The sequence below is a fragment of the Streptomyces thermolilacinus SPC6 genome, from assembly GCF_000478605.2.
Classification (GTDB): domain Bacteria; phylum Actinomycetota; class Actinomycetes; order Streptomycetales; family Streptomycetaceae; genus Streptomyces; species Streptomyces thermolilacinus.
The window spans coordinates 735,453-759,076 of record NZ_ASHX02000001.1 but is presented as its reverse complement, the minus strand read 5'-3'; the positions used below and the strand labels follow the sequence as shown (position 1 = coordinate 759,076).

Below are 23,624 nucleotides of genomic sequence, written 5' to 3'. Positions count from 1 at the left end.
CCGGCACGTCCGATATGCCCACGCGGACCGGCTCGTACCGGGGACCGCCCGGTACAGCGCGGGGTCCGGCATGATCACCACATGACGCGACTGACCCTGACCCACGGCGACATCACCCGACAGCACGTCGACGCCATCGTCAACGCGGCCAACTCCTCCCTCCTCGGCGGCGGCGGAGTCGACGGCGCCATCCACCGCGCCGGCGGCCCGGAGATCCTGGCGGAGTGCCGCGCCCTGCGCGCTTCCCGCTACGGCAGGGGCCTCCCCACAGGACAGGCCGTCGCCACCACCGCCGGGCAGCTCCCCGCCCGCTGGGTCATCCACACGGTCGGCCCGGTGTACCAGCAGGACGGCAGCGCCGATCCGGAGCTGCTGGCGTCCTGCTACCGCGAGTCGCTGCGGGTCGCCGACGAACTTGGCGCGCGCACGGTCGCGTTCCCCGCCATCTCGACCGGCGTGTACCGCTGGCCCATGGACGACGCCGCCCGCATCGCGGTGGAGACGGTGCGGGCCGCGCGGACGGAGGCGGAGGAAGTCAGGTTCGTCCTCCTGGACGAGCGGGCATACGACCGCTTCGCCGAGCAGCTCCGTCGAGCGTGATCCGACCCGGCCCTCGCCTCACCGGCCGGCATCCGCCCGGCCCCGCCGTCAGCGGGCGCCGGAAGGACTCCCCGTTCTGCCCCGGCAGCAGCCACAGACCGAGCACCGATCCGTCGGCGCGCACGGAGACGGGCCGCCTCAGCGCTCGCCGAACGGCGGTCGGGCTGGTGCGGGGCCGGTGTCGGGTGGTGGCATCGCCGCACCCGTGTGAAGCCCCAGGGCTCCTGGTTCCAGGTGGCTCCGGCACACACGACGGATGCCGGCCTCCCGGCCTTCGCGGGGCCACCGGACCTCGGCGGGACGGAGTCGCCGCCACCGGGCAGGGCCTGGGCCCAGACGTGTTCCTGACCTTGTGCGCGGCCCCGACGCGTTCCTGGCCCGGCGCGCGGCAGTCCTGGCGGGGACGGCCACCGCCGGGGCCGCCGTCGCCCTCTGCGGCTCGCTGCCCCGCGCGTCGGCGGGCGGGTCGGCGGCATGCGCCGGGAGGCGGCTCTCGATCGGGGATTGCCTTTCCTTTACAGTGGTGTAGAAGGCCGTGTTCCCGCCGGCCCGATCCCGCCCGGATCTCCCGTCCCGGAACGAGAAGGAGTGAGCGACCCGCAATGGGCGAGCCTCCCAGTACGAGCCGTGCCACCGCCTGCCCTGACGCACCGAGCCGGGGAGCGGGGCCGGCACGGTGACCGAGGCGCTCCTTCTCCTGCCCGCGCTCGCGCTGACCCTCGCGTGTGCCGTCTTCGTGGCGGCCGAGTTCTCCCTCGCCCCCGTCGGGCGCCGCGAGCTGGAGCGGGCCGCCGAGACCGGGCAGCGCGGAGTCGAGAGGGCGCTGCGCGCCGTCCGCCGGCTGACGGTGCGGCTCTCCGGTCGCCCAGCCCGGCATCACCGTCACCTCCTGGATGATCGGTACGCTCGCCGAGCCCGCCCGTGCCATGGAGCCCCAGGGCGCCGGAGCGGCGCGATGACCGCACTCCAGCTGGTGGCGTCCGCCGCCACCGAGTGACCTCCTGGGCCCGGTTCCTGCGGGCCCTGCCTCCTCGCCCCGCCCCAGACCTTGCCCCTGTCCCTGGCGCGCCGTGCCCGCGCCGTGCGGGGCGTACCCGCCGATACTCGAAACGACCACCGCCCCGCGAAGGAGCCCTGCTTGTCCGCCAGAACGACGCGTCCCGTCCGCCCGAAGGGATGCGACAGCCGATGAACGCCGCTCTCGGCCTGCTGGCCGTCCTCGTGCTGACCGCCGGCACCGGGTACTTCGTGGCCCAGGAGTTCGCCTACGTCGCCGCCGACCGGATCGCCCTCGCCCGTGAGGCGGAGGCCGGTGACAAGCGGGCCGCGCGTGCGCTGAAGGTCCTCGAGCGCCTCTCCTTCATGCTCTCCGGCGCCCAGCTCGGCATCACGGTCACCGGCCTCGTCGTCGGCTTCCTCGCCGAGCCGTCCGTCTCCGCGCTTCTGAAGCCCGCGCTGGGCGGGACGGGGCTGTCGGACGGAGCGGTGTCGGTGATCTCCGTGGTCCTCGCCTTCGTGATCGCCACCGTCCTCCAGATGGTCCTGGGCGAGCTGGCGCCGAAGAACCTCGCGCTCGCCGTGCCCGAGCGGCTCGCCAAGTCGCTGGCCTCCTCCACCCTCGTCTACCTGAAGGTCGTCGGGCCCGTCGTCCGGGTCTTCGACGGGGCCGCGAACAGGCTGCTGCGCAAGGTCGGCATCGAACCCGTCGAGGAACTGCACCACGGCGCCACCCTGGAGGAGCTCAGCCACCTCATCGGCGAGTCCCACGAGCAGGGCCAGCTCCCCGCCGACACGGCCGAGCTCCTCGACCACGCACTGGAGTTCTCCGAGCGGACCCTGGACGAGGTGATGGTGCCGCGCGCCAACGCCGTCTTCGTCCGCAGGGAGGCCACGCTCACCGAGGCCGTCGAGCTGATCGCGCGGCACGGGCACTCCAACTACCCCGTCCTCGGCGACCACCCGGACGACATCGCCGGTGTCCTCGGCGTGCGCGACCTCGCCCGCCTGCCCGCCGACCGGTTCGACACCCTCACCGCGGCACAGGCCGACCGCGCGCCCCTGCTGCTGCCCGACACGCTGCCGCTGCCCCAGGCCGTCGCGCGGATGCGGGAGGCCGACGACGAGTTCGCCGTCGTCCTGGACGAGCACGGCGGTGTCGCCGGCATCGTCACGTACGAGGACATCGCGGAGGAACTGGTCGGCGACATCGCCGACGAGAGCGACACGGTCGTCGTACTCGCCGTTCCCGACGGGACCGGCTGGCGCGTCGACGCGGGCCGACGCCTCGACGAGATCGAGGACGCCACCGGCGTCACCCTGCCCGAGGACGACGACTACGACACCGTCGCCGGTCTGATCATCGACCGCCTCGGCCGCTTCCCGACCATCGGGGACAGCCTCACCGTCGACGGCGTCCGCATCGACGTCCTCACCCTCGACCGCCACGTACCCGGACGGGTCCGCATCGAAGGCGTCCAGCCGACCGCCAACGACGAGGAGGTCCCGGCATGAGCTTCCCCATGGCCCTGTTCATCACCGTTCTGCTCCTCATCGGCAGCGGCTTCTTCGTCGCCGCCGAGTTCGCGCTCGTCGCGGCCAAGCGCCACCGCATCGAGAAGGCCGTCGCGGACGGGCAGCGCGGCGCCAAGGCGGCGCTCGCCGGCATGCGGGAGCTGTCCCTGATGCTCGCCGGTGCCCAGCTCGGCATCACCCTGTGCACCCTCGGTCTCGGCGCCATCTCCAAGCCCGCCATCTCCCACGAACTCGATCCGCTGCTCGTCCGGCTCGGGCTGCCCGAAGCGCTCAGCTACGGCATCGCGTTCGCCGTCGCCATGACCGTCGTGGTCTTCCTCCACATGGTCCTGGGCGAGATGGCCCCCAAGTCCTGGGCCATCGCCCACCCGGAGCGCTCCGCGATGCTGCTCACGCCGCCGTTCCGGGCCCTGGTCAAGGCCGTCCGCCCGCTGATCTGGCTGCTCAACAAGGTCAGCAACGCGCTCGTCCGCATGTGCCGCGTCCAGCCCCGCGACGAACTCGCCGCCGTCCACAACCGCGAGCAGCTCACCCACCTGGTGGAGGAGTCCGAACGCCTCGGCCTGATCAACAAGACCGACTCCCAGCTCATCACCCGCTCCCTCACCGAGCCGCAGACCCCCGTCGCCGAGGTCCAGACCCCGGCCGCCGACATCGTCGCCGTCGACGCGGGGGCCGGACTCGACGCCGTCCTCGCCCAGGCGTCCGACGCCGACCGCTCCCGCCTCCTCGTGCGGGACGGCGACCGCGTCCTCGGCTCGGTGCACGCCCGTGACGTTCTCGTCGCCCGCACCCGCGGCAGGAACCTGACCGCCGCGGCCCTCGCCCGCCCGGTGCCGGAACTGGCCGGTACGGACACGGTCTCCGACGCCATCGAGCACCTCCGCCGCCGCCGCGCTTCCCTCGCCCTCGTCCGCGACGACCACGGCCGGCTCACCGGCCTCGTCAGTCTGGACGACCTCCTGGTCCGGATCATGGGCCCGCAGACCGCCTGACAGCCCCGGCACCACCGTGGCGCCCGTGGACGGCGTGTGGCGCGAGGGTGGGCGGGTGGTGCAGGGTGGGGGCGATCGTTGTGCCCGGGTGTCGGCCGCCGGGCGCTCGGCTTCCGCGTCGGCGGGCGCCGTGGAGAGGGCCGGACTGGAGCCGTGAGGGCAGGGGGGGATAGGGACGATGACTCTGACGAGCCCGTTCCGTTGTTTCGTGGCACGACCGGACGCCGCCGTGCGGCTCTACTGTTTTCCCCATGGCGGAGGAGCCGCCAGCGCCTTCCACCGGCTGGCGCACCGGCTGCCGGAGTGGATCGAGGTGCGGGCCGTCCAGTATCCCGGCCGCCAGGACCGCTACGGCGACCCCATGCCCGCCTCGGTGGAGGCGCTCGCCGAAGAGGTCGTACGGGGCCTCGGCACGCCCTTCGACCGGCCCACCGCGTTCCTCGGGCACAGCATGGGCGCCGTGGTGGCGTTCGAGGCGGCGCGGCGGCTGCGGCCCCGCTTCCCCTCTCCGCTCACCGCGCTGTTCGTCTCCGCCTGCAAGGCCCCCGCCGAGCGCCTGCCGCGCGGCGTGCGGTACGACGAGGACGAGGTGCGCGCGTACCTCCGGGAGCTGGGGGGCGAGGGCGCGCGGGCGCTGGAGGCCGACGAGGAGCTGTGGCAGCTCGCGTACCCGGTGATCAGCGGCGACCTGCGGCTGGTCGAACGGTACCGGTACACGGCCGGGGCGCCGCTGACCTGCCCGCTCGTCGCGATCGGCGGTGAGGACGACCCCTCGGTCCCGACCGGCGACCTGGCGCTGTGGAAGGACTACACCGACGGTGGCGCCGAGATCCGCACCGTCGAGGGCGGGCACTTCTACTTCGAGGAGGACCTGGACCCCCTCGTCTCGATCCTCACCGGCACCCTCGGCCAACTCGCCCATGCCGCGAGGAGGCTGGGCCCCTCCGGGATGGGCGGGGGTTCGTTCTTCGGGTGACCCCCGGGCCGAACCTCCGCGTCACCCAGGGGTCACCTCCGAGATTTCCCCGGGCCGCCCCGTGGACGGTTGCACCCTGGCGCCACACCTGCCAGCGTTCGTATGCAGGTGACGGCACGGGAACCCGAGGAGTTGGTCGGCATGGACTGCTCGTACTGGTTCTACGTGCTGCTCGCTCTCGCCATCGCGCCACCGCTGGTGCCCAACTCCGCGCTGCTCGCCGGGGCGGGCGCCCTCGCGGCGGCCGGTGGTCTGAGCCTGCCCCTGCTGGTGCTCATCCCCCTGGCCAGCGCCGTCCTGGGCGACCTCGTCGTGTTCTCGGTGGGGCGCCGGTCGAGGGGCCGGGCGCTGGAGTGGCTGTCGCGAAACGCCCGGCGCCGCTGGATGCTGGAGTGGGTCAGCGGCCGGATACACCGGTATGGCATACCCGCGGTCATCGCGGTGCGCTTCGTGCCCACGGGGCGGGGCGTGGGCGGGCTCACCGCGGGGGTGGTGGGCTTTCCGCTCCGCGGCTACCTGGTCGGCGCGGGCATAGCCGAGACCCTGTTCGTCTCGTACACCGTGGGTCTCGGCTACCTCGGCGGGCAGTTGGTCGCGGGCTTCGGTCCGGCTCCGCTGCTGGTCGGTCCGGCGGTCTCGTTACTGGTGGCGTCGGTCGCCCTGGGCGTGCAGCGCTGGTCGGGCCGCCGCCTCGACCGAGCGGCGCGGTGAGGGTCCGGGGGAAGGTCGGACACGGACCGGGTGCGTGTGACGGTTCGTGGGGTGCGCTCCCTTCACCGCTCTGACACCGGAAGCCGTCGCCACCGCACCCGGATTACCGGCGCGGGCCTCATCCGACGGCGCCCGACAGGTCGATGCGGAACATGCCGCGGCCGTGCGTCACGCACACCAGGGTCGTGTCCATCCAGAACAGGTCGTCCACCGAGCAGTTCGTCGGGCCCTCGTTCGTCGGCGACCAGGTGAGCCCGTCGTCCTCGCTGGCGAACAGGCCCACCTCCGTCCCGCAGTACAGGCAGGCGGTGCGGTGCGGGTGCACGGCCAGCGCCCGTACGGGCGCGGCGGGCAGCGCGGAGCCCAGGTTCTCCCACCGGGCGCCGCCGTCCCTGGTCACCCACACGTTGCCCCGCACGTACCCGCCGAAGGTGGCGTACACGGTGTCCGGGTCGTCGGGGTGCGCGGTCAGGCACATGCAGTACCGGGCCGGTTCCAGCGGGCGCGGTCCGGTCACGCCGACGCGGTCCCAGGACGGCGTGGGCGCCGTGCCGTCGCCCGTGCGGAACACCCGGCCGTCCGCGTGGCCCACCCAGATCACCTCCGGGTGGCCGGGCGCCACCGCGATCGCGCTGATGGGCCGCCCCGCCGGAGGCTTGATCGCCCGCCACTTCGGGCCCGTGGACAGGGTGTTGGGCGCCTTGGCGTCATCCGTGCGCCACAGCGACGTGCCACCGGCGAGGAGGCGCCGCGGGGCGTTCGGGTCGAGGACGAACGGGGCGATGAACAGGGCGCTGCCCGTCATGGCGTCCGGGATGCGGTACGGCACCGGCTTCCACTGCCAGGTGTTGTCCACCGGGTTCAGCACGTGCCCGTCGATGTACCGCTCGTACCACGGCACGCCCGCCGACTCCCCGTCCGTCGTCGCGCCGTCCGTGGAGCGGTGGATGGCGAGCCGGACGTACTCGCCGTAGAAGACGTCCGGGTCGGTCGGGTCGGCGGCGCACCAGCCGCCGTCCCCGCCGAAGATGCTCCGCCACGACTCGCTGCCGTCGGCCGGATCGACGGCGATGGTCCCGTTGTCCTGCGTGCCGCCGACGATCGTGCCGGTGGTGACGTTCCCCGCGCCGCCGTAGAACTGGGTGGCGCCGTAGTTGTTGACCAGTTCCGTCCAGCCCGTCACGTACGGCGGCCTCGGGTCCGTGCCGACGGCCGCGAGGTCGGCCGCCTTGAACACGCCGCCGTCGTTGCCGAAGAACACCGTCCGGTTGCCCGTCCCGTCGTAGCCGGGGTGCGAGACGATCGCGTGGTGGTCGGCGTGCACGGACCGCCCGTCCCACCAGGTGCTGATCTCCTTCAGCCGGTCCCCGCCGTCGGTGCTGCGCCACAGGTTGATGCCGCCCACGACGAGCAGGTTTTCGTCGGTCGGGTCGCCGGCCCAGACGGCGTTGTCGTACCAGCCCTGCGTGGCCAGGTACTCCGCCTTCCCGCCGTCGGGGGCGAGCGTCTTGCGCCGCTGGTACGACTCGCCGCCGTCGTCCGAGCGCCAGATCTCGCCGTCCGTCGCCTGCACCGACGCGTACACGACCTCCGCCGTGCGCGCCGCGTACGCCAGCTCCACCCGTCCGCCCCACGGGCCGCGCGTGGCGGGCGTCCACGTCAGGCCGCCGTCCCGCGTGTACCAGGCCTCGCCGTCCCGCAGCGCTCCCGCGACGGCGCGCAGGTCGTCGCCCGGGTCGAACCGCACGTCGCCGACCGGCACGCCGAGGACCCGCCGCCAGGTGGCGCGGGCCGGGTCGTCGCAGCGGTGGAGTCCCGTGTCGGTCGCCGCGAGCAGCACCTCGCCGGTCGAGGACACGGCGATGCGGCTCACATAGTGGAAGTCGGGTGTCTGCGTCGCGGGCAGCGGCACCCAGGTCACCGTGTCGGCGGTGGTGAAGATCCCGCTGCCGCGCAGCGCGTCGCCGTTGGAGAAGCCCTCGCCCGTACCGACGTACAGGCGGCTGTGGTCGGCCGGGTCCATGGCGACGCACGCGCAGGCGAGGTTGCCGAGGAAGTCGTCCACGGGCGCCCACCGGGCCCCGCCGTCGGCCGTGTGCCACACCCCGCCTCCGGCGCTCGCCGCCCACATCCGGTCCGGATCGTCGGGGTCGACGACCAGCCCGCGGGTGCGGCCGCCGATGTTGCCGGGGCCCAGCCACTCCCAGGCGGTCATCGTCATACCGGCGGTCGGCGCGGGCCCGGACCGGGTGCCGATCGCGTCCTGGAGGGTGGGGACCCCGGCCGTCACGGGGGAGGGCGGGCTGGAGCGGACGGCCGTCCACACCTGCCCGAGGGCCGTCTCCAGGGCGTGCTCGGGCACGTTCCCGGCGTCGTCCCGGAGCTGTTCGAGGCGGAACATCCCGCGTTCGGTGGGCATGTCGGGGTGGTCGATGCGGACCAGTGCCTTCCGCAGCGCGCCCTCGGGCATCTCCGCGAGCGTCTCGTTGGTGGTGCCGCGGGCCTCCCGCAGCAGCGCCACCTGGTCGACTCCGATGTTCTTGGCGCGGGCCAGTTCTTCGTCCGAGGTGGTCATGGCGATCCGCTCTCCTCGCGAGCCGGTCTGCTGTTCTCCCGGTCACGGGCTTCCGGCCGTGGCCTGCGTGCCGGGGTTACGGGCGGGGCGGTGGCGGTGGCCTGCGCGGCCCCTCGTCCAGCACCACCTCCCAGGCGGGCGCGTCCGCCCCCGGGTCCACCGCCCGCAGCACCAGCGCGTCCGTCGCCGCCCCGCGCCGTACGGCCAGCTCCACCCGCCGTACGCCGACCCGTCCCGCCTCCAGCACGTCGCGGCCGAGCGGCCCGGCACCGTGCGGGGACTCCGCCACCGTCCCCGGCTCGCCCGCCTCCTCGACCGGCCCGGGCGGCGCGGGCAGCGCGGCCGGCGACGGCCCGGCCAGGTCCACGCGCACCGCGCCGCGCGCCTCCCGCACGGTGTCCTCCGGGGTGCCGGGGCCGGGCGGCGCGCCGCCCTCGTACCGGTCGCGCGCCGCCCACCGCAGGACCACAGCCCGCCCGCCGCCCGCCGCCTCGGCGGCCAGCGTGAACACGGGCGTGTCCACCAGCGAGGGCCGCGCCCAGGACGGCAGGTCCAGCGGCGGCGACTCCCACCGCTCGGTGCCCTCATCGGCGTCGAGCACCACGACGGTCACCGGCCCCGCCGCCCCCGCACCGCCCTGCCCGTACGCCTCCGGTGCCCCGCCCAGCCGTACGGCGACGACCGCCCCGTCCGTCAGGGCGCACGGCCGCAGTCGCCGGCCGCGGCGCCACAGCACCGTGCCCGTCCGCGTGTCGAGCGCGATCAGCGTGCCGTGCCGGTCGTGGACGACCGCTCGCCGGCCGTCCGCGCCGACCACGCCGCGCGGAATGCCCGCCGCCATCACCGGCCCGCTCTACGCGCCCTGCTGCGGGCGGACCTTCCACCGCCGGTCGCGCACCCGCCGTACGCCCTCCACGACCGCGTCCAGGACGAACCACGTGGCCAGGAACGCCACCGCCTCCAGGGCGAAGCTGCCGAACCTGTAGAACAGGCTCGCCAGCACGAAGGAGAGCGCGAGGACCGGGAACTGACGTACCGCCAGGTCGGTCGAACTGAGATTGCGGAACAGCTGGAACATCACGAGCCCCCGGGGAGGAGGGGAGGAGGAGGCGCGGGCACACCGCCGTTCGCGCCTCACACCACCATCGTCCTCCCGCGCCCCACGCCCCGCATCCCCGCGCCGGAGCCCCATCGCCCCACCGCCCGTTGCCCGTTCAACCTTGGCGGCTTCAACCGTCCGCGTACGGCGGGCCGTCGCGGCCACCGCGGTCGTGGTCGTCCTCGTCCCCGCCGTCGCCACCGGGCTCACCTTCGCGGTCGGTCTCGCCGTCGCGGTCGGTCTCCAGCAGGACCACCTCCAGCGTGCGCGGGCCGTGCACGCCCTCGACCCGGTCCAGCTCGATGTCGCTGGTCGCGGAGGGCCCCGAGATCCACGTCAGCGGGCGGCGCGGGTCCAGCCGCTCCAGGGCCTGCGGCACGGACGCGACGACCTGGTCAGGGACCCGTACGACGCAGATGTGGTGGTCCGGCACGAGCGTGATCCGCCGCCTGCCCTGCTCGGGCCCGCCGTCCAGCACGATCGTGCCCGTCTCGGCGATGGCCAGCGCGCAGCCGGTGACCACGCTGTCCGCCGCGTCGAGCTGCCGGGTGGTGCACGCCGCCCGGTCGTGGACCCGGGTCGGGTCGGCGGCGGCCAGCCAGTGCGGCGGCAGCGACGGCGGCACCAGTACGGACCTCGAGCCGCGTCGCGCCAGCAGCACCATCAACAGGTCCCGGACGCCGTCCTCCGTGGTCCGGTGGACGACCGCCCGGTAGTCGGCGAGGTTCTCCGCGAGGAGGGCCACCGTCTCCTCGGCCGTCCGCCGCCCGTGCGTCCGCAGGTAGGACCGCTCCACCGGCACGTCCGACGGCCGTTCCCCGCGCGGCACGTCCGCCAGGGCCCGCCGCACCCGCGCCAGCACCCGGTCCCGGCTCCCGCCCGCAGGGCCGCCCCCGCCCACCGGACCACCACCCGCGGCGCCGCCCACCGCACCAGCACCCACACCGCCCCCGCCACCGCCGTTCACCGCGCCTCGCCTCCCCGCGTCCGCTGCCACCAGTCCCGGAACGACTCGGCGGGCACCTCCGGCAGGTCCCGCGTGTCCGACCAGGCCCGGCCGGGTCCCGGCAGACGCCTCGGGTGCAGCCGCCGCGTCCGCGCCGCCAGCCGCTGACCGGCCCGCAGCGCCGCCGGGTGGTCCAGCGCCCACCGCGCCGCGCGCATCGCCGCCCGCTCGGCCGCGTGCCCCTTCGCCGGGCGCAGCCTGACCCGCACCCCGTTCCGCGTCGCCTCGCCGCCCTGCACCACCCGCTCCCTCAGGTGCACCAGCACCTCGGGGATGTCGATGGCGACCGGGCACACCTCGTAGCAGGCACCGCACAGCGACGACGCGTACGGCAGCGACGCGTCGAGTCCGCTGCCGGTGCCGCGCAGCTGCGGGGTGAGGATCGCGCCGATGGGGCCCGGGTAGACGGAGCCGTACGCGTGGCCGCCGGCCCGCTCGTACACCGGGCACACGTTCAGGCAGGCCGAGCAGCGGATGCAGCGCAGCGCCTGCCGCCCCACCTCGTCGGCGAGCGTGTCGCTGCGGCCGTTGTCCAGCAGCACCAGGTGGAAGGCGCGCGGCCCGTCCCCGTCGGTCGTGCCGGTCCACATCGACGTGTACGGGTTCATCCGCTCGGCCGTCGAGGAGCGGGGGAGGACCTGGAGGAACACCTCCAGGTCGCGCCAGGTCGGGACGACCTTCTCGATGCCGACGACGGAGATCAGCGTCTCGGGGAGCGTCAGGCACATCCGCCCGTTGCCCTCCGACTCGACCACCACCAGCGTGCCGGTCTCCGCGACCATGAAGTTCGCACCCGAGACGCCGACCTTCGCGCGCAGGAACTTCTCCCGCAGATGCAGCCGCGCCGCCTCCGCGAGGTCGGCCGGGCGGTCCGTGAGACCGTCGGGCGCGGGGCGGCCCCAACGGCCCATGCGCTCGGCGAAGATGTCGCGGATCTCGCCCCGGTTGCGGTGGATCGCCGGGACGAGGATGTGGGTCGGCCGGTCGTCTCCGAGCTGCACGATCAGTTCCGCGAGGTCCGTCTCGTACGCGCGGATGCCCTCGGCCTCCAGCGCCTCGTTGAGCCCGGTCTCCTGCGTGGCCATCGACTTGACCTTGACGACCTCGCTCTCCCCGGTCGCCTTGACGAGTGCGGTGACGATCCGGTTCGCCTCGGCGGCGTCGGCGGCCCAGTGGACGGTGCCGCCCGCCGCGGTGACCGCCTGCTCCAGGCGCACCAGGTAGTGGTCGAGGTGGCGCAGCGTCCGGTCCTTGATCGCCTTGGCGGCGGCGCGCAGCCCGGCCCAGTCCTCCAGTTCGGCGACGGCGCGGGCCCGCTTGTCGCGGATCGTGTGGGTGGCGTGGCGCAGGTTGCGGCGCAGTGTGGGGTTCCGCACGGCGTCGTGCGCGGCCTCCGGGAAGGCCGGCATGCCCAGGTACGTACCGCTCATGTGTACGGCTCCTCCTCGGTGGCGGCCAGGATCTCCGCGAGGTGCACGGGCCGCACCCGCGAGCCGCGCCGGGCGAGGGTGCCGCCGATGTGCGCGAGGCACGAGTTGTCGAGGGCGCACACGGCGTCGGCGCCGGTCGCCTCGACGGCCCGCGCCTTGTCGGCGCCCATCGCGGCGGACACGTCCGGGTTCTTGACCGCGAACGTCCCGCCGAAGCCGCAGCACTCCTCGGCGCCGTCCAGTTCCCGCAGCTCCAGGCCCCTGACGTGGGCGAGGAGGCGGCGCGGGCGGTCGCCCAGGCCCAGCGCGCGCAGGCCGTGGCAGGTGGGGTGGTAGGTGACGGTGTGCGGGAAGTACGCGCCGACGTCGGTCACGCCGAGGACGTCCACGAGGAACTCGGTCAGCTCGTACGTCCTCGGGGCCGCCCGCGCCGCCGCCTCCGCCAGTTCGGTGCCCCGGCCCTCGGCGGCGGCCTTCGCGCCGAGGCGCGGGTAGGCGTCGCGCACCATCGCGGCGCACGAGCCGGACGGGGTGACGACGTACTCGTACGCGCGGAACGCCCGGTCGAAGCGGCGCACCAGCGGCTCTGTCTCGTGCCGGTAGCCGGTGTTGTACGCGGGCTGGCCGCAGCAGCTCTGCGCGGCGGGGAACTCGACCGTCACCCCGAGCCGCTCCAGCAGCCGCACGGTCGCCACGCCGGTGCGCGGGTACAGCGCGTCGTTGACGCAGGTGACGAAGAGCGCCACGCGCATGCCCGTCCTCCCTCCCCGGCCGGTCGGGCGGCCGCGGCCCCGGTCCGCCGCCCCGGAGCCGGGTGGCGCGATCACCTGACGGATCGTAGTACCGGGACCACCGGGTGCGGCAGGGTCACCCGCCGTGGACCAAGGCCAAGGCCCCGCTCAGCGACCGCCCCGCGGCAGCATCCGCGACACGAGGTCGTGCCAGCCCGCCTCCACCCGGCTCAGCGGCATCCCGAGCCCGGTCAGCAGGTGGTGCACCAGGCCCGGGTCGAGGTAGCCCAGCAGGGTCTGCGCGGCCAGCTCGGGGTCGGCGTCGGTGCCCGCCTGCCGCAGCAGCGCCGCCAGGTGCGTGAGCCGGACGCGCCGGGCCGGTACGGTGTGCCGCCGCACCGGGTCGAGCTGCGCCGCCGCCAGGTACAGGTCACGGTGCTCGTCCTCGTGGCGCAGGGCGGCCGGGCCGAACGCGTGCAGCCGCTCCCCGGCGTCCGCGCCCGGCCCGAGCGGGGCGGGCCCGGACATGAACGACCCCTGGAACCGCTGCTCCTGGTGGTCGAGGAGCGCCAGCAGCAGTCCGGAGCGGTCGCCGAAGCGGCGGAACACCGTGCCCTTGCCGACCTGCGCGGCGCACGCCACGGCCTCCATGGTCAGGTTGGCCGCGCCCTGCTCGGCGGCGAGCCGCGCGGCGGCCTCCAGGAGGCGGGCGCGGTTGCGGGCGGCGTCCGCGCGCAGCTGCGGGGGCGCCTCGACGGGGGTGAGCGACAGCTCCATGCGTCCGTGCGGGGGCGGGGAGGTCATGGAAAGAGCCTAACGTCTCGGGAATGAAAGTGGACCGCGGTCCGGTTAACTGATACAACTTTAAACGGACCCCGGTCCGGTTATTTGTCCTCTCGGCCACTTTCCCTTCAGGAGTCACCATGTCCGCTCGTATCCTCGCGCTCGTCGGCAGCCTCCGCGCCGGTTCCCACAACCGCCAGCTCGCCGAGGCGGCCGTCGGTCTCGCCCCCGAGGGCGTCACCGTGGAGCTGTACGAGGGCCTGGCAGAGGTTCCCTTCTACAACGAGGACATCGACACGGAGGCGGGCGCGCCCGAGACCGCCGTGAAGATGCGCGCCGCCGCGGCGGAGGCCGACGCCGTGCTGGTGTTCACGCCCGAGTACAACGGCACCATGCCGGCCGTGCTGAAGAACGCCATCGACTGGCTGTCCCGTCCCTACGGCGCCGGTGCCCTGACGGGCAAGCCGGTCGCCGTGATCGGCACCGCCTTCGGCCAGTACGGCGGCGTGTGGGCGCAGACCGAGGCCCGCAAGGCGCTCGGCGTGGCCGGAGCCCGTGTGCTGGACTCCGTCGAGCTGGCCATCCCCGGCTCGGTGACCCGCTTCGCCGAGGCCCACCCGTCGGAGGACGCCGAGGTCATCACGGGCCTGTCCGCCGTTCTCCAGCACGTCTCCGAGGCCGTGGCCGCCCCCGCCGAGGTCACCGCCTGACCGGCCCGTACCCCCCTTTTCCCACGACGACGGCCGCCCCGCCCCTCCCGGCAGGGCGGCCGTCGCCGTACGCGCACACCGCCGAAGCCCGACGCCGCCGTACGCGACCACGCCGCCCGTACGCCCCCACGCCGCCTTACGCGACGCGCCGCCGTGAGCGGGGCCCCCGGCCTCGTACAGTCGTCCGGCGGTACACCCACCCGCTGGCAGAGCGAGGCTCATGTCGGATTTCCGCCAGCGGGGGCGCCTCCGCCTGCACCATGCTGGAGGCATGCACACCGACACCGAGCGCTGCGTGCGGGCCGTCCAGTCGAAGGACGCCCGCTTCGACGGCTGGTTCTTCACCGCCGTCCTCACGACCCGGATCTACTGCCGCCCCAGCTGCCCGGTCGTGCCGCCCAAGCCGGAGAACATGGTGTTCTACCCGAGCGCCGCCGCCTGCCAGCAGGCGGGTTTCCGCGCCTGCAAGCGCTGCCGCCCCGACACGAGCCCCGGCTCACCCGAGTGGGACGTGCGCGCCGACACGGTCGCCCGCGCGATGCGCCTCATCCGCGACGGGGTGGTGGACCGCGAGGGCGTCCCCGGCCTCGCCGCGCGCCTCGGCTACTCCACCCGCCAGATCGAACGGCAGCTCCTCGCCGAACTCGGCGCCGGGCCCCTCGCCCTCGCCCGCGCCCAGCGCGCCCAGACGGCCCGGGTGCTCATCGAGACCACCGCCCTGCCGATGGCCGACGTCGCGTTCGCCGCGGGCTTCTCCTCCGTACGGGCCTTCAACGAGACCGTCCGCGAGGTGTTCGCCCTCGCGCCCGGCGAACTGCGCGCCCGCGCCGCCGGAACCCGGGGCGCCCCGGCGGCCCCCAGCCCTGGCGTGATCGCGCTGCGGCTGCCGTACCGCACGCCCCTCAACCCCTCGAACCTGTTCGGCCACCTCGCCGCGACCGCCGTCCCGGGCGTCGAGGAGTGGCGCGACGGCGCGTACCGGCGCACCCTCGCCCTCCCGTACGGGCACGGCATCGCCACCCTCGCCCCGGCCACCGACCACATCGCCTGCCGCCTCCACCTCACCGACCTGCGCGACCTGGCGCACGCCATCAGCCGCTGCCGCTGGCTCCTCGACCTCGACGCCGACCCGGTCGCCGTGGACGGGCAGCTGGGCGCCGACCCCCTCCTCGCCCCGCACGTCACCAGCGCCCCCGGCCGCCGTGTGCCCCGCACCGTGGACGCGGCCGAGTTCGCCGTACGCGCCGTGCTGGGCCAGCAGGTCTCCACGGCCGCCGCCCGCACCCACGCCGGGCGCCTCGTCACCGCGCACGGCACCCCCGTCGACGACCCCGGCGGCGGCCTCACCCATCTGTTCCCCACCCCCGAGGCGCTCGCCTCGCTCGACCCGGAGGCCCTCGCCCTGCCGCGCAGCCGCCGCGCCACGCTCACCACGCTGGTCGCCGCGCTCGCGGACGGCACCGTCAAGCTGGGCCTGGACAGCGACTGGGACGACGCCCGCGCCGGACTGCTCGCCCTGCCCGGCTTCGGCCCCTGGACCGTCGAGATCATCGCCATGCGCGCGCTCGGCGACCCGGACGCGTTCCTCCCCACCGACCTCGGCGTCCGCCGCGCCGCCGCGGGGCTCGGCCTGCCGTCCACCCCCGCCGCCCTCACCGCCCGCGCGGCCGCCTGGCGTCCCTGGCGCGCCTACGCCGTGCAGTACCTGTGGGCCACCGACAGCCACCCCATCAACCACCTCCCCGCCTGAGCCGAGGAAGTCCCGCCATGAACCGGCAGCACACGATCGTCGACAGTCCCTACGGCCCGCTCACCCTCGTCGCCACCGACGGCGTCCTCAGCGGGCTGTACATGGCCGGCCAGCGCTACCGGCCGCCGGAGGAGACCTTCGGCGAGCCCGACCCGCGCCCCTTCCGCGAGGCCGTCCGCCAGCTCGACGCGTACCACGCGCGCGAGCTGACCGAGTTCGACCTGCCCCTGCACCTGGCCGGAACCCCGTTCCAGCGCAGCGTCTGGCAGCTGCTGCGGACCATCCCGTACGGCGAGACGCGCACGTACGGCGAGCTGGCCGCCGCGCTCGGGCAGCCCACCGCGTCCCGCGCGGTCGGCCTCGCCAACGGCCGCAACCCGATCGGGATCATCATCCCCTGCCACCGCGTCATCGGCGCGAGCGGCGGCCTCACCGGCTACGGCGGCGGCCTGGACCGCAAGCGCAGCCTGCTCACCTTCGAAAGCGGCGCGACCGCCGGGGCGCTGTTCTAGACCGCGCCGTCGCGCAGCCGTTCCAGCAGGGCGGGCAGCGCCGTGCCGATCGGCTCGCGCACGACCTCGTCGGCGAGCTCGTCGTACGGGGTCGGCTCGGCGTTCACGATGACGAGCCGCGCCCCGTGCTCGGCGGCGATGCCCGCCAGCGACGCGGCGGGCTGGACCTGGAGCGACGAGCCGACTGCCACGAACACCTCGCACGCCTTGGCGATCCCCATGGCCTCGCCCAGCACCACCGGGTCCAGCCGCTCCCCGAACATCACCGTCGCCGACTTCAGGACCCCGCCGCACGCCCGGCACGGCGGGTCGTCCTCGCCCGCCACCACCCGCTCCAGCGCCTCCTCCATCGAGGACCGGGCGCGGCAGCCGGTGCACACGACGGCCCGCGCGGTGCCGTGCAGTTCGAGGACCTTCCGGTCGGGCATCCCGGCCATCTGGTGCAGCCCGTCCACGTTCTGCGTCAGCACCCGCACGGCGAACCCGGGCGTCCGCTCCAGCTCCGTCACCGCCAGGTGCGCGGCGTTCGGCCGGGCCCGCAGCACCGGCCCGTCCAGCCGCATCCGCCACGAGCGGCGGCGGATGTCCGGGTCGCCCATGTAGTACGCGTAGGTGACCAGCTTCTGGGCCTCCGGGTCGCGCCGCCACAGGCCGTCCGGCCCCCGGTAGTCACTGATCCCCGAGTCAGTGGAGATTCCGGCACCGCTGAGAATCGCGACCATCGTCATACGCCGAGCCTACGAGCCGATTCCGGTGACTCGCGAACGGATTTACGTCCGGCGCTGTAGGGTCCGGCCCATGGCCAAGGTGAACATCGCGCTCGACGCCGAACTCGTCGTGGAAGTCATGGTCCTGTCGGGCGTCGGCAACCCGCAGGACGCCGTCGAGCTGGTCGTCCGCGACTACATTCAGCGCGGCCACCGCACCGAGGCCCGCGTCGTCCCCCGCGAGGACGAACTCCACCGCCCCCACCGCCCCGAGCCCCAGGACCAGGGCTGAGCCCCCGACGCAGCCACGGCGCGGTGACCGCGGCGAACAGCCCGAACAGGGCCGGCCGCAGCAGCCCGCCCGCCCCGCCGGGATCACCGTGCCGCAGACCGTGGGCGGCCGGGTCGGCCGCGCGGGCGACCCTGCCGGCCGTCGGCGCCGCGCAGTGGACTGCGACGACGGCGGCCACGCCCGCCCGCGCGGGCGCCTTCACCGTGCCGGGAGGCCGTTCTCCAGTTCTGCCGGGCCCCGGCCCGTGTCCAGGGACTCCAGGGCGGCCTGGACACGGGGGCCCAGGCTGCCCGGGAGGTACGCCGGGATCTCGTCGCGGGTGATCAGCTTCCACGACAGCAGCTCCGCCTCCTGGAGCCGGATCGCGCCGAACACCGCGTCGTCCAGCACGCCGCCGTCGTACACGTACGCCACCAGCGGCGGGCGGGCCGTGCCCAGCACCCAGTCGACGGCCAGGAGCCGACCCGGCGCCACGTCGAGACCGATCTCCTCCAGCGTCTCCCTGCGGGCCGCCTGACGTGGCGTCTCCCCCTCGTCGGACTCGATCGTCCCGCCGGGAAGCGTCCACCCCTCGCGGTAGTTGGGCTCCACGACAAGGACGCGGCCCCCGCCGTCCCGGAACAGCATGGCCGCGCCCGCGAGGACCCGCGGCAGACCGGCGATGTACATGGCGTAGTCGGTGGTCGTCACCCGGCCAGCGTAGAGGGTGCCCCGGCTGACCGTCAGTCACCCGCCGGAGCGCACCGCCTTCAGGCGCCGGGCCCGCGCCCGCCCGCCGTCACCGGCGCCGGGGCGGCGCTCCCCGGCCGCACCGGGGGCGCCGCCCCGTGAGTCACGCCGGTCCTTCGCCCTGGCCGGTGTCGTCCTCCGACTCGCTGCGGGCCCGTGCCGCGCGTCGCAGCCGGTGGTGCCGCGACGGCGACTGCTCCGTCACCGCGTCGCCGACCATGATCCGTACGACGTCCCGCAGACCGTGCAGCGCCGGGTGCCGCACCAGCCCGGCGCCCGGGTCCTCCCGCAGCTCCTTCAGCAGCGCCCAGCACAGGCACAGCATCACCACCACGAACGGCAGCGCCACCAGGATCGTCGCCGTCTGGAGCGAGTTCAGCCCGCCCACGACCAGCAGCACCGCGGCGACCGACGCCATCAGCACACCCCAGCCGACCACCAGCCACGTGGGCGGGTGCAGCGCGCCCCGGCTGGTCAGCGAGCCCATCACCAGCGACGCCGAGTCGGCGCTGGTGATGAAGTACGTCATCACGAGCACCATCGCCACGAACGACGTGATCACGCCCAGCGGCAGCGCGTCCAGCATCGCGAACAGCGACGCCTCCGCCCCGTCCGCCACGGCGCCAGCCAGGTCCGCCGCGCCCGTCGACTGGAGCCGCAGCGCCGAGCCGCCCATCACGCAGAACCAGACGACCGTGGCACCGCTCGGCACCAGCAGCACGCCGATGAGGAACTCGCGGATCGTCCGGCCGTGGGAGATCCGGGCGATGAACGTGCCCACGAACGGCGCCCACGACAGCCACCACGCCCAGTAGAAGATCGTCCAGGCGCCCAGCCACGAGTGGTCCGAGAACGCGCCCGTACGCGACGCCATCGGCAGCAGGTTCTGGAGATAGCCGCCGACCGACGCGGGGATCGAGTCGAGGATGTACACCGTCGGCCCGACCAGGAACACGAACACCATCAGCAGCGCCGCGAGCGTGATGTTCAGCGTGGACAGCCACTTGATGCCCCGGTGCAGCCCGGAGAACGCCGACAGCACGAACGCCGCCGACAGCACCGCGATGATCACCAGCTGGCTCGTACGCGTCGCCGTCAGCCCCGTGGTCAGGTCCAGGCCCTCCGCCACCTGGAGCGCGCCCAGGCCCAGGCTGGTCGCCGTGCCGAACACCGTGGCGAACACCGCCAGCAGATCGATCAGCCGGCCCGGCCAGGACCCCGCGCGGCGCGCTCCGATCAGCGGTACGAACGCCGCGCTCAGCCGGTTGCCGCGTCCCTTGCGGAAGCCCGCGTACGCCAGGGCCAGCCCGGCGATTCCGTAGATCGCCCACGGGGTGAGCGTCCAGTGGAAGAACGAGTACTCCATCGCCGCGCGGGCCGCCTCGGACGACTCCGCCCGCACCCCGGTCGCCGGGGGCGGGGTCAGATAGTGGGTGAGCGGCTCCCCGACGCCGTAGAACATCAGGCCGATGCCCATGCCGGCGCTGAACATCATCGCGATCCACGCCAGGTTCCCGAACTCGGGCTCCGAGTCGTCCTTGCCCAGCCGGATGCGGCCGAACCGGCTGAGGGCGATCACCAGGCACAGGACGAGGAACACGTCGGCGGCCACCACGAACAGCCAGCCGAAGTTGTCCAGCACCCAGGACAGGCTCGTCGACGACGCGCTGTCGAAGGAGTCCTTGCCCAGCCAGGCCCACAGCACGACGGCGAGAACGGCGGTGAAGCCGATCGTCACCAGGATGCGGTCCGGCGAGGGTTCCGCTGAGGTGCCCGGGGGAGCGCCGGGCGGGGACTGATCCATCGGTTCCGTGCTCATGACGCCACACTATGGTCCGGGGATGCGGGTCCTGGAGGGGTGGCACGCCGTCCGGCGCTCCGGATAGGGTCGCCCTGGCGCGACTGCCTGTTCGATAGCAAGGGATGCAAGGGTGACGGACGGAGCAGTTACTGAGGCCGCGCGCGTGCTCGTCGCGGCCGACAAGTTCAAGGGGTCCCTCACGGCCGTACAGGTCGCGGAGCGGGTCACGGCGGGGCTCCGGCACGTCGTCCCCGGTGTCGGGGTGGAGGCCCTGCCGGTCGCGGACGGCGGCGACGGCACGGTCGCGGCGGCGGTCGCGGCCGGGTTCGAACGCCGCGAGGTCCGGGTGACCGGCCCCCTCGGCGAGCCCGTCACGGCGGCGTTCGCCCTGCGCGACGCTACAGCGGTCGTGGAGATGGCGGAGGCGTCCGGCCTCCAGCTGCTGCCCGACGGCGTGTTCGCGCCGCTCACGGCCACCACGTACGGCTCCGGGGAGCTGCTGCGCGCCGCGCTCGACGCGGGCGCCCGCACCCTCGTGTTCGGCGTCGGCGGCAGCGCCACCACGGACGGCGGCGCCGGGATGCTCGCGGCGCTCGGCGCGCGGTTCCTCGACGCGGACGGCCAGCCCGTGGGGCCGGGCGGCGGCGGGCTGCGCGACCTGGCGACGGCCGACCTGTCGGGCCTCGACCCGCGGTTCGCGGACGTGGAGCTGGTGCTGGCGAGCGACGTGGACAACCCGCTGACGGGCCCGAAGGGCGCCCCGGCGGTGTTCGGCCCGCAGAAGGGCGCCACGCCCGAGGACGTGGAGGTCCTCGACGCGGCGCTCACGCGGTACGTGGAGGTGCTGGAGAAGGCCGTCGGCCCGCGCGCCGCCGAGGCCGCGCTGTCCCCGGGCGCGGGCGGGGCGGGCGGCATCGGGTACGGCGCGCTGGTCGGTCTCGGGGCGGGCTTCCGGCCCGGCATCGAGCTGATGCTGGACATCCTGGGCTTCACCGAGGCCCTCGGCCGGGCCACGCTGGTGATCACCGGCGAGGGCTCGCTGGACCGGCAGACCCTGCACGGCAAGGCCCCGGCGGGTGTTGCGGCGGCGGCCCGCGCGGCGGGCGTGGAGGTCGTCGCGGTGTGCGGCCGCCTGGCGCTGCCGCCGGAGGCCCTGGGCCGCGCGGGCATCCGCCGCGCGTACCCCCTGACGGACCTGGAGCCGGACCCGGCCAAGTGCATCGCGGAGGCGGGCCCCCTCCTGGAGCGCACGGCGGCGAACATCGCCCGCGACTTCCTGCTGTAGGAGCCGACGCCGGACGGGCGGGGGCGGCCGTACCGCCCGGCGCCCCGCCGCCCGGCTTCGCTTTCTCACCTTCCTGCCCGCCCGGTCGCGACACCTCCGTCACAGGGGCGCAACACACCGCTGCGACGATGCGTCCATGAACATGGACACCCTCAGCATCGAGACCCTCGACGGCGCGCGCGTCCGCGCCTCGGCGCCCGGGCTCGGGGCGCTGCTCCGGGACGCCGTGGACGGCGGCGCGTCCGTCGGCTTCCTGGCGCCGCTGGGCGCCGGCGACGCCGCCGACTGGTGGCGCGGGGCCGCCGAGGAGGCCGAGCGGGGCGTACGGACCGTCTGGGCGGCGTACGGGGCCCGCAGCGCCCTCCTGGGCGTCGTGACGCTCGTACGGGCCACCGCGCCGAACCAGCGGCACCGCGGCGACATCGCCAAGCTCCTGGTCCACTCCGCCGCACGGGGCCGCGGGCTCGGGCGGAGGCTGCTGGCCGCCGCCGAGGCGGGCGCGGCAGCCGCCGGGCTGACCCTGCTGGTCCTCGACACGGAGACCGGCAGCCCCGCCGAGGGCCTCTACCGCTCCGCCGGGTGGACCAGGGCCGGGACGATCCCCGGGTACGCCGCCGACCCGGCGGGGGAGCCCCGCCCCACCACGTACTACTACAAGGCCCTCGGCTGACGCGCGGGCCGAGCCGACCGCGTACGAGGGGGGCCCGGGAGCGTGGGCCCCGGATACGGCGAGGGGCCCGGGTGCGTTTCGCACCCGGGCCCCTCGCCGTGTCATCCGCCTACGGCAGCTGCGCCGCCCGCGCCTCCCGGCTCTCGCGCCGGTTGTCGCGGAAGGTGTTCACCCGCCGGGCCGTGGCGAAGAGCGGGATCACCGCGCCCAGCACCACCTGGAGCGCGCAGCCCGTCTGGAGCAGCAGCTGACCGCCGGGCGCGTCGAACGCCCACGCCGCCAGCATGCCCATCGCGCCCACGATCCAGCTGAGCATCGCCACCGCGAGGGCACCCCGCGGCTTCGGGTACTCGACCCGGCTCACCATCAGCCACGCCGTGCCGAGGATCGCCAGCAGCGTCGGGATGAACGGCAGGCCCAGCAGCACGATCGACACGACCGTCAGCGCGCCGAACGGGCTCGGCATGCCCTGGAACATGCCGTCCTTCATCGTCACGACCGAGAATCTCGCCAGCCGCATCACGACGGCGAGCAGCACCACGATCGCGGCCACCGCGGACACCCGCTGGTGGGCGTCGCTGTCCACCATCCCGTACACGAGGACGAAGTACGCCGGGGCCAGACCGAAGCTGATCAGGTCCGACAGGTTGTCCAGCTCGGCGCCCATCGGGGACGAGCGGAGCTTGCGCGCCACGAGCCCGTCGAACAGGTCGAAGATCGCCGCGCAGAGCATCAGGATCACGGCGGTCGCGGCGGAGTGCCGGGCCATGCCGGTCTCCTCGCTGCCCGTGAGGTGCGGGATGAGGATGCCGGTGGTGGTGAAGTACACCGCCATGAAGCCGCACGTGGCGTTGCCGAGGGTGAGCGTGTCCGCTATCGACAGACGGAGGGACAGGGGCATCTCCTCCTGCTCCTCCGCGGCGGCCTCGTCCGCCTCGCCGTCGGCGACCCAGCCCGCCGGTCGCTCAGGGTCAATCACGGTCAATGCGAGTCACCCCCGCGGTCGTGGTCTGTCCGACCTCGACGGCGACGTCCACACCTTCCGGGAGGTAGATGTCGACCCGCGAGCCGAAGCGGATCAGACCGATCCGGTCGCCCTGCTCGACCTTGGCGCCCTGCGCCAGGTACGGCACGATGCGCCGGGCCACCGCGCCGGCGATCTGCACCATCTCGATGTCGCCGAGCTCCGTGTCGAAGTGCCAGACGACGCGCTCGTTGTTCTCGCTCTCCTTGTTGAACGCCGGCACGAAGCCGCCCGGGATGTGCTCCACGGACGTCACCGTGCCCGCCATCGGGGCGCGGTTGACGTGGACGTTCAGCGGGCTCATGAAGATGGCGACCCGGGTGCGCCCGTCCTTCCACGGCATGATGCTCTGCACCACCCCGTCGGCGGGAGAGATGACCCTGCCCTGCGCGATCTCGCGCTCGGGGTCGCGGAAGAACCACAGCATGCCGGCCGCGAGCGCGGTCGTCGGGACGGCGATCGCCGCGGCACGCCGGGAGCGGCGGGCGCGGACGAGGCTTACTGCTGCGGTGGCGACGGTCGGCAGAAGCCACGGCGATGCTCCGCGCGCGAGGCGGACGCGGCCGCGAGGTGCAGAGGTTTGGCTGTGGGGCATGGATGACCTTCGTAGCGGATGATGCCGCGCTCGGGAACGGGGGACGGCGGCTTTTCGGCGATGCTATCGGTTGCGGGCCGCAACTGGGCAAGCCAGAAGCCGAGTCGAAGG

General features: G+C 74.4%; 23 protein-coding genes and 1 pseudogene. 12 read left to right on the top strand and 12 right to left on the bottom strand.

The window, feature by feature from the left end:
- Window positions 1–81 precede the first annotated feature (81 nt).
- The 6 genes and pseudogenes from J116_RS03390 (at window position 82) to J116_RS03365 (ending at window position 5,814) form a co-directional block, all read left to right on the top strand.
- Window positions 82–600, top strand: coding sequence for an O-acetyl-ADP-ribose deacetylase (locus J116_RS03390; RefSeq protein ID WP_023590760.1), 519 nt, complete (start codon window positions 82–84; stop codon window positions 598–600).
- Window positions 601–1,276: 676 nt separating this feature from the next.
- Window positions 1,277–1,526, top strand: a pseudogene (locus tag J116_RS03385) (CNNM domain-containing protein); the annotation flags it as partial.
- A gap of 262 nt (window positions 1,527–1,788) precedes the next feature.
- Window positions 1,789–3,111 carry a hemolysin family protein gene (locus J116_RS03380; RefSeq protein ID WP_023590762.1) on the top strand — a complete coding sequence of 441 codons (1,323 nt, stop codon included), beginning with the start codon at window positions 1,789–1,791 and terminating at the stop codon, window positions 3,109–3,111.
- Window positions 3,108–4,127 (top strand): hemolysin family protein, encoded by a 1,020-nt coding sequence (locus J116_RS03375; protein ID WP_023590763.1) that lies wholly within the window; start codon window positions 3,108–3,110, stop codon window positions 4,125–4,127. The genes J116_RS03380 and J116_RS03375 overlap by 4 nt, the downstream gene beginning before the upstream one ends.
- Window positions 4,128–4,305: 178 nt before the next feature.
- A complete protein-coding gene (locus tag J116_RS03370; RefSeq protein WP_023590764.1) occupies window positions 4,306–5,103 on the top strand; it encodes a thioesterase II family protein in 798 nt (265 codons plus the stop codon).
- A gap of 102 nt (window positions 5,104–5,205) precedes the next feature.
- Complete coding sequence (locus tag J116_RS03365) at window positions 5,206–5,814, top strand: DedA family protein (RefSeq protein ID WP_051203986.1); 609 nt, start codon at window positions 5,206–5,208, stop codon at window positions 5,812–5,814.
- Window positions 5,815–5,932: 118 nt separating this feature from the next.
- On the opposite strand, the gene J116_RS03360 is transcribed toward J116_RS03365, so the two are convergent.
- The 7 genes from J116_RS03360 to J116_RS03330 form a co-directional block, all read right to left on the bottom strand.
- Entirely contained in the window at window positions 5,933–8,389 is a 2,457-nt protein-coding gene (locus J116_RS03360) for a WD40/YVTN/BNR-like repeat-containing protein (RefSeq protein WP_023590766.1), read from the bottom strand.
- 76 nt (window positions 8,390–8,465) lie between these two features.
- Window positions 8,466–9,230, bottom strand: coding sequence for an outer membrane protein assembly factor BamB family protein (locus J116_RS03355; RefSeq protein WP_023590767.1), 765 nt, complete (start codon window positions 9,228–9,230; stop codon window positions 8,466–8,468).
- 12 nt (window positions 9,231–9,242) lie between these two features.
- Complete coding sequence (locus J116_RS03350; RefSeq protein WP_023590768.1) at window positions 9,243–9,467, bottom strand: hypothetical protein; 225 nt, start codon at window positions 9,465–9,467, stop codon at window positions 9,243–9,245.
- Window positions 9,468–9,618: 151 nt separating this feature from the next.
- Window positions 9,619–10,389, bottom strand: a complete 771-nt coding sequence (locus tag J116_RS03345) for a LutC/YkgG family protein (protein ID WP_023590769.1) — start codon at window positions 10,387–10,389, stop codon at window positions 9,619–9,621.
- A gap of 62 nt (window positions 10,390–10,451) precedes the next feature.
- Window positions 10,452–11,924: a lactate utilization protein B gene (locus tag J116_RS03340; RefSeq protein ID WP_023590770.1), complete on the bottom strand. Its 1,473-nt coding sequence runs from the start codon at window positions 11,922–11,924 to the stop codon at window positions 10,452–10,454.
- Entirely contained in the window at window positions 11,921–12,676 is a 756-nt protein-coding gene (locus J116_RS03335) for a (Fe-S)-binding protein (RefSeq protein WP_023590771.1), read from the bottom strand. Before J116_RS03335 ends, J116_RS03340 begins: the two co-directional genes overlap by 4 nt.
- Window positions 12,677–12,823: 147 nt before the next feature.
- Window positions 12,824–13,459 carry a TetR/AcrR family transcriptional regulator gene (locus J116_RS03330; RefSeq protein ID WP_028964712.1) on the bottom strand — a complete coding sequence of 212 codons (636 nt, stop codon included), beginning with the start codon at window positions 13,457–13,459 and terminating at the stop codon, window positions 12,824–12,826.
- Window positions 13,460–13,578: 119 nt separating this feature from the next.
- Here J116_RS03330 and J116_RS03325 point away from each other — a divergent pair, with 119 nt between their 5' ends.
- From J116_RS03325 to J116_RS03315, 3 genes are all read left to right on the top strand, one after another.
- On the top strand, window positions 13,579–14,148 hold the full coding sequence (locus J116_RS03325) for an NAD(P)H-dependent oxidoreductase (RefSeq protein WP_023590773.1): 570 nt from the start codon (window positions 13,579–13,581) through the stop codon (window positions 14,146–14,148).
- Window positions 14,149–14,419: 271 nt separating this feature from the next.
- Window positions 14,420–15,898 carry an AlkA N-terminal domain-containing protein gene (locus tag J116_RS03320; RefSeq protein ID WP_023590774.1) on the top strand — a complete coding sequence of 493 codons (1,479 nt, stop codon included), beginning with the start codon at window positions 14,420–14,422 and terminating at the stop codon, window positions 15,896–15,898.
- 17 nt (window positions 15,899–15,915) lie between these two features.
- Window positions 15,916–16,410 (top strand): methylated-DNA--[protein]-cysteine S-methyltransferase, encoded by a 495-nt coding sequence (locus J116_RS03315; RefSeq protein ID WP_023590775.1) that lies wholly within the window; start codon window positions 15,916–15,918, stop codon window positions 16,408–16,410.
- On the opposite strand, the gene J116_RS03310 is transcribed toward J116_RS03315, so the two are convergent.
- A complete protein-coding gene (locus J116_RS03310) occupies window positions 16,407–17,138 on the bottom strand; it encodes an SIR2 family NAD-dependent protein deacylase (RefSeq protein ID WP_023590776.1) in 732 nt (243 codons plus the stop codon). The two genes, J116_RS03315 and J116_RS03310, sit on opposite strands and share 4 nt — an antisense overlap.
- A gap of 70 nt (window positions 17,139–17,208) precedes the next feature.
- On the opposite strand from J116_RS03310, the gene J116_RS03305 reads away from it, so the two are divergent.
- A complete protein-coding gene (locus tag J116_RS03305; RefSeq protein WP_023590777.1) occupies window positions 17,209–17,409 on the top strand; it encodes a type II toxin-antitoxin system VapB family antitoxin in 201 nt (66 codons plus the stop codon).
- 198 nt (window positions 17,410–17,607) lie between these two features.
- Here J116_RS03305 and J116_RS03300 read toward each other — a convergent pair whose 3' ends face one another.
- A complete protein-coding gene (locus tag J116_RS03300; RefSeq protein ID WP_023590778.1) occupies window positions 17,608–18,099 on the bottom strand; it encodes an NUDIX domain-containing protein in 492 nt (163 codons plus the stop codon).
- Between the two features lie 142 nt (window positions 18,100–18,241).
- Window positions 18,242–19,957, bottom strand: coding sequence for a BCCT family transporter (locus tag J116_RS03295; protein WP_023590779.1), 1,716 nt, complete (start codon window positions 19,955–19,957; stop codon window positions 18,242–18,244).
- 112 nt (window positions 19,958–20,069) lie between these two features.
- Between J116_RS03295 and J116_RS03290 the strand changes: the two genes are divergently transcribed.
- A complete protein-coding gene (locus J116_RS03290; RefSeq protein ID WP_028964713.1) occupies window positions 20,070–21,224 on the top strand; it encodes a glycerate kinase in 1,155 nt (384 codons plus the stop codon).
- 136 nt (window positions 21,225–21,360) lie between these two features.
- The gene (locus tag J116_RS03285) at window positions 21,361–21,894 is read left to right on the top strand and encodes a GNAT family N-acetyltransferase (RefSeq protein WP_023590781.1); all 534 of its coding nucleotides are present in this window, start codon (window positions 21,361–21,363) and stop codon (window positions 21,892–21,894) included.
- A 109-nt stretch (window positions 21,895–22,003) separates the two neighbouring features.
- Here J116_RS03285 and pssA read toward each other — a convergent pair whose 3' ends face one another.
- Together pssA and J116_RS03275 are read right to left on the bottom strand one after the other, a co-directional pair.
- The gene (gene pssA / locus J116_RS03280) at window positions 22,004–22,879 is read right to left on the bottom strand and encodes a CDP-diacylglycerol--serine O-phosphatidyltransferase (protein ID WP_201258792.1); all 876 of its coding nucleotides are present in this window, start codon (window positions 22,877–22,879) and stop codon (window positions 22,004–22,006) included.
- Window positions 22,866–23,513 carry a phosphatidylserine decarboxylase gene (locus tag J116_RS03275; protein WP_023590783.1) on the bottom strand — a complete coding sequence of 216 codons (648 nt, stop codon included), beginning with the start codon at window positions 23,511–23,513 and terminating at the stop codon, window positions 22,866–22,868. The genes pssA and J116_RS03275 overlap by 14 nt, the downstream gene beginning before the upstream one ends.
- Between the last annotated feature and the right edge of the window lie 111 nt (window positions 23,514–23,624).

Excerpts from the sequence above, each read along its gene's own strand:
- J116_RS03390 (WP_023590760.1), top strand. The coding sequence starts at position 82 with ATGACGCGACTGACCCTGACCCACGGCGACATCACCCGACAGCACGTC.
- J116_RS03380 (WP_023590762.1), top strand. The coding sequence starts at position 1,789 with ATGAACGCCGCTCTCGGCCTGCTGGCCGTCCTCGTGCTGACCGCCGGC.
- J116_RS03375 (WP_023590763.1), top strand. The coding sequence starts at position 3,108 with ATGAGCTTCCCCATGGCCCTGTTCATCACCGTTCTGCTCCTCATCGGC.
- J116_RS03370 (WP_023590764.1), top strand. The coding sequence starts at position 4,306 with ATGACTCTGACGAGCCCGTTCCGTTGTTTCGTGGCACGACCGGACGCC.
- J116_RS03365 (WP_051203986.1), top strand. The coding sequence starts at position 5,206 with ATGCAGGTGACGGCACGGGAACCCGAGGAGTTGGTCGGCATGGACTGC.
- J116_RS03360 (WP_023590766.1), bottom strand. The coding sequence starts at position 8,389 with ATGACCACCTCGGACGAAGAACTGGCCCGCGCCAAGAACATCGGAGTC.
- J116_RS03355 (WP_023590767.1), bottom strand. The coding sequence starts at position 9,230 with ATGGCGGCGGGCATTCCGCGCGGCGTGGTCGGCGCGGACGGCCGGCGA.
- J116_RS03350 (WP_023590768.1), bottom strand. The coding sequence starts at position 9,467 with ATGTTCCAGCTGTTCCGCAATCTCAGTTCGACCGACCTGGCGGTACGT.
- J116_RS03340 (WP_023590770.1), bottom strand. The coding sequence starts at position 11,924 with ATGAGCGGTACGTACCTGGGCATGCCGGCCTTCCCGGAGGCCGCGCAC.
- J116_RS03335 (WP_023590771.1), bottom strand. The coding sequence starts at position 12,676 with ATGCGCGTGGCGCTCTTCGTCACCTGCGTCAACGACGCGCTGTACCCG.
- J116_RS03330 (WP_028964712.1), bottom strand. The coding sequence starts at position 13,459 with ATGACCTCCCCGCCCCCGCACGGACGCATGGAGCTGTCGCTCACCCCC.
- J116_RS03325 (WP_023590773.1), top strand. The coding sequence starts at position 13,579 with ATGTCCGCTCGTATCCTCGCGCTCGTCGGCAGCCTCCGCGCCGGTTCC.
- J116_RS03320 (WP_023590774.1), top strand. The coding sequence starts at position 14,420 with ATGCACACCGACACCGAGCGCTGCGTGCGGGCCGTCCAGTCGAAGGAC.
- J116_RS03315 (WP_023590775.1), top strand. The coding sequence starts at position 15,916 with ATGAACCGGCAGCACACGATCGTCGACAGTCCCTACGGCCCGCTCACC.
- J116_RS03310 (WP_023590776.1), bottom strand. The coding sequence starts at position 17,138 with ATGACGATGGTCGCGATTCTCAGCGGTGCCGGAATCTCCACTGACTCG.
- J116_RS03305 (WP_023590777.1), top strand. The coding sequence starts at position 17,209 with ATGGCCAAGGTGAACATCGCGCTCGACGCCGAACTCGTCGTGGAAGTC.
- J116_RS03295 (WP_023590779.1), bottom strand. The coding sequence starts at position 19,957 with ATGAGCACGGAACCGATGGATCAGTCCCCGCCCGGCGCTCCCCCGGGC.
- J116_RS03285 (WP_023590781.1), top strand. The coding sequence starts at position 21,361 with ATGAACATGGACACCCTCAGCATCGAGACCCTCGACGGCGCGCGCGTC.
- J116_RS03275 (WP_023590783.1), bottom strand. The coding sequence starts at position 23,513 with ATGCCCCACAGCCAAACCTCTGCACCTCGCGGCCGCGTCCGCCTCGCG.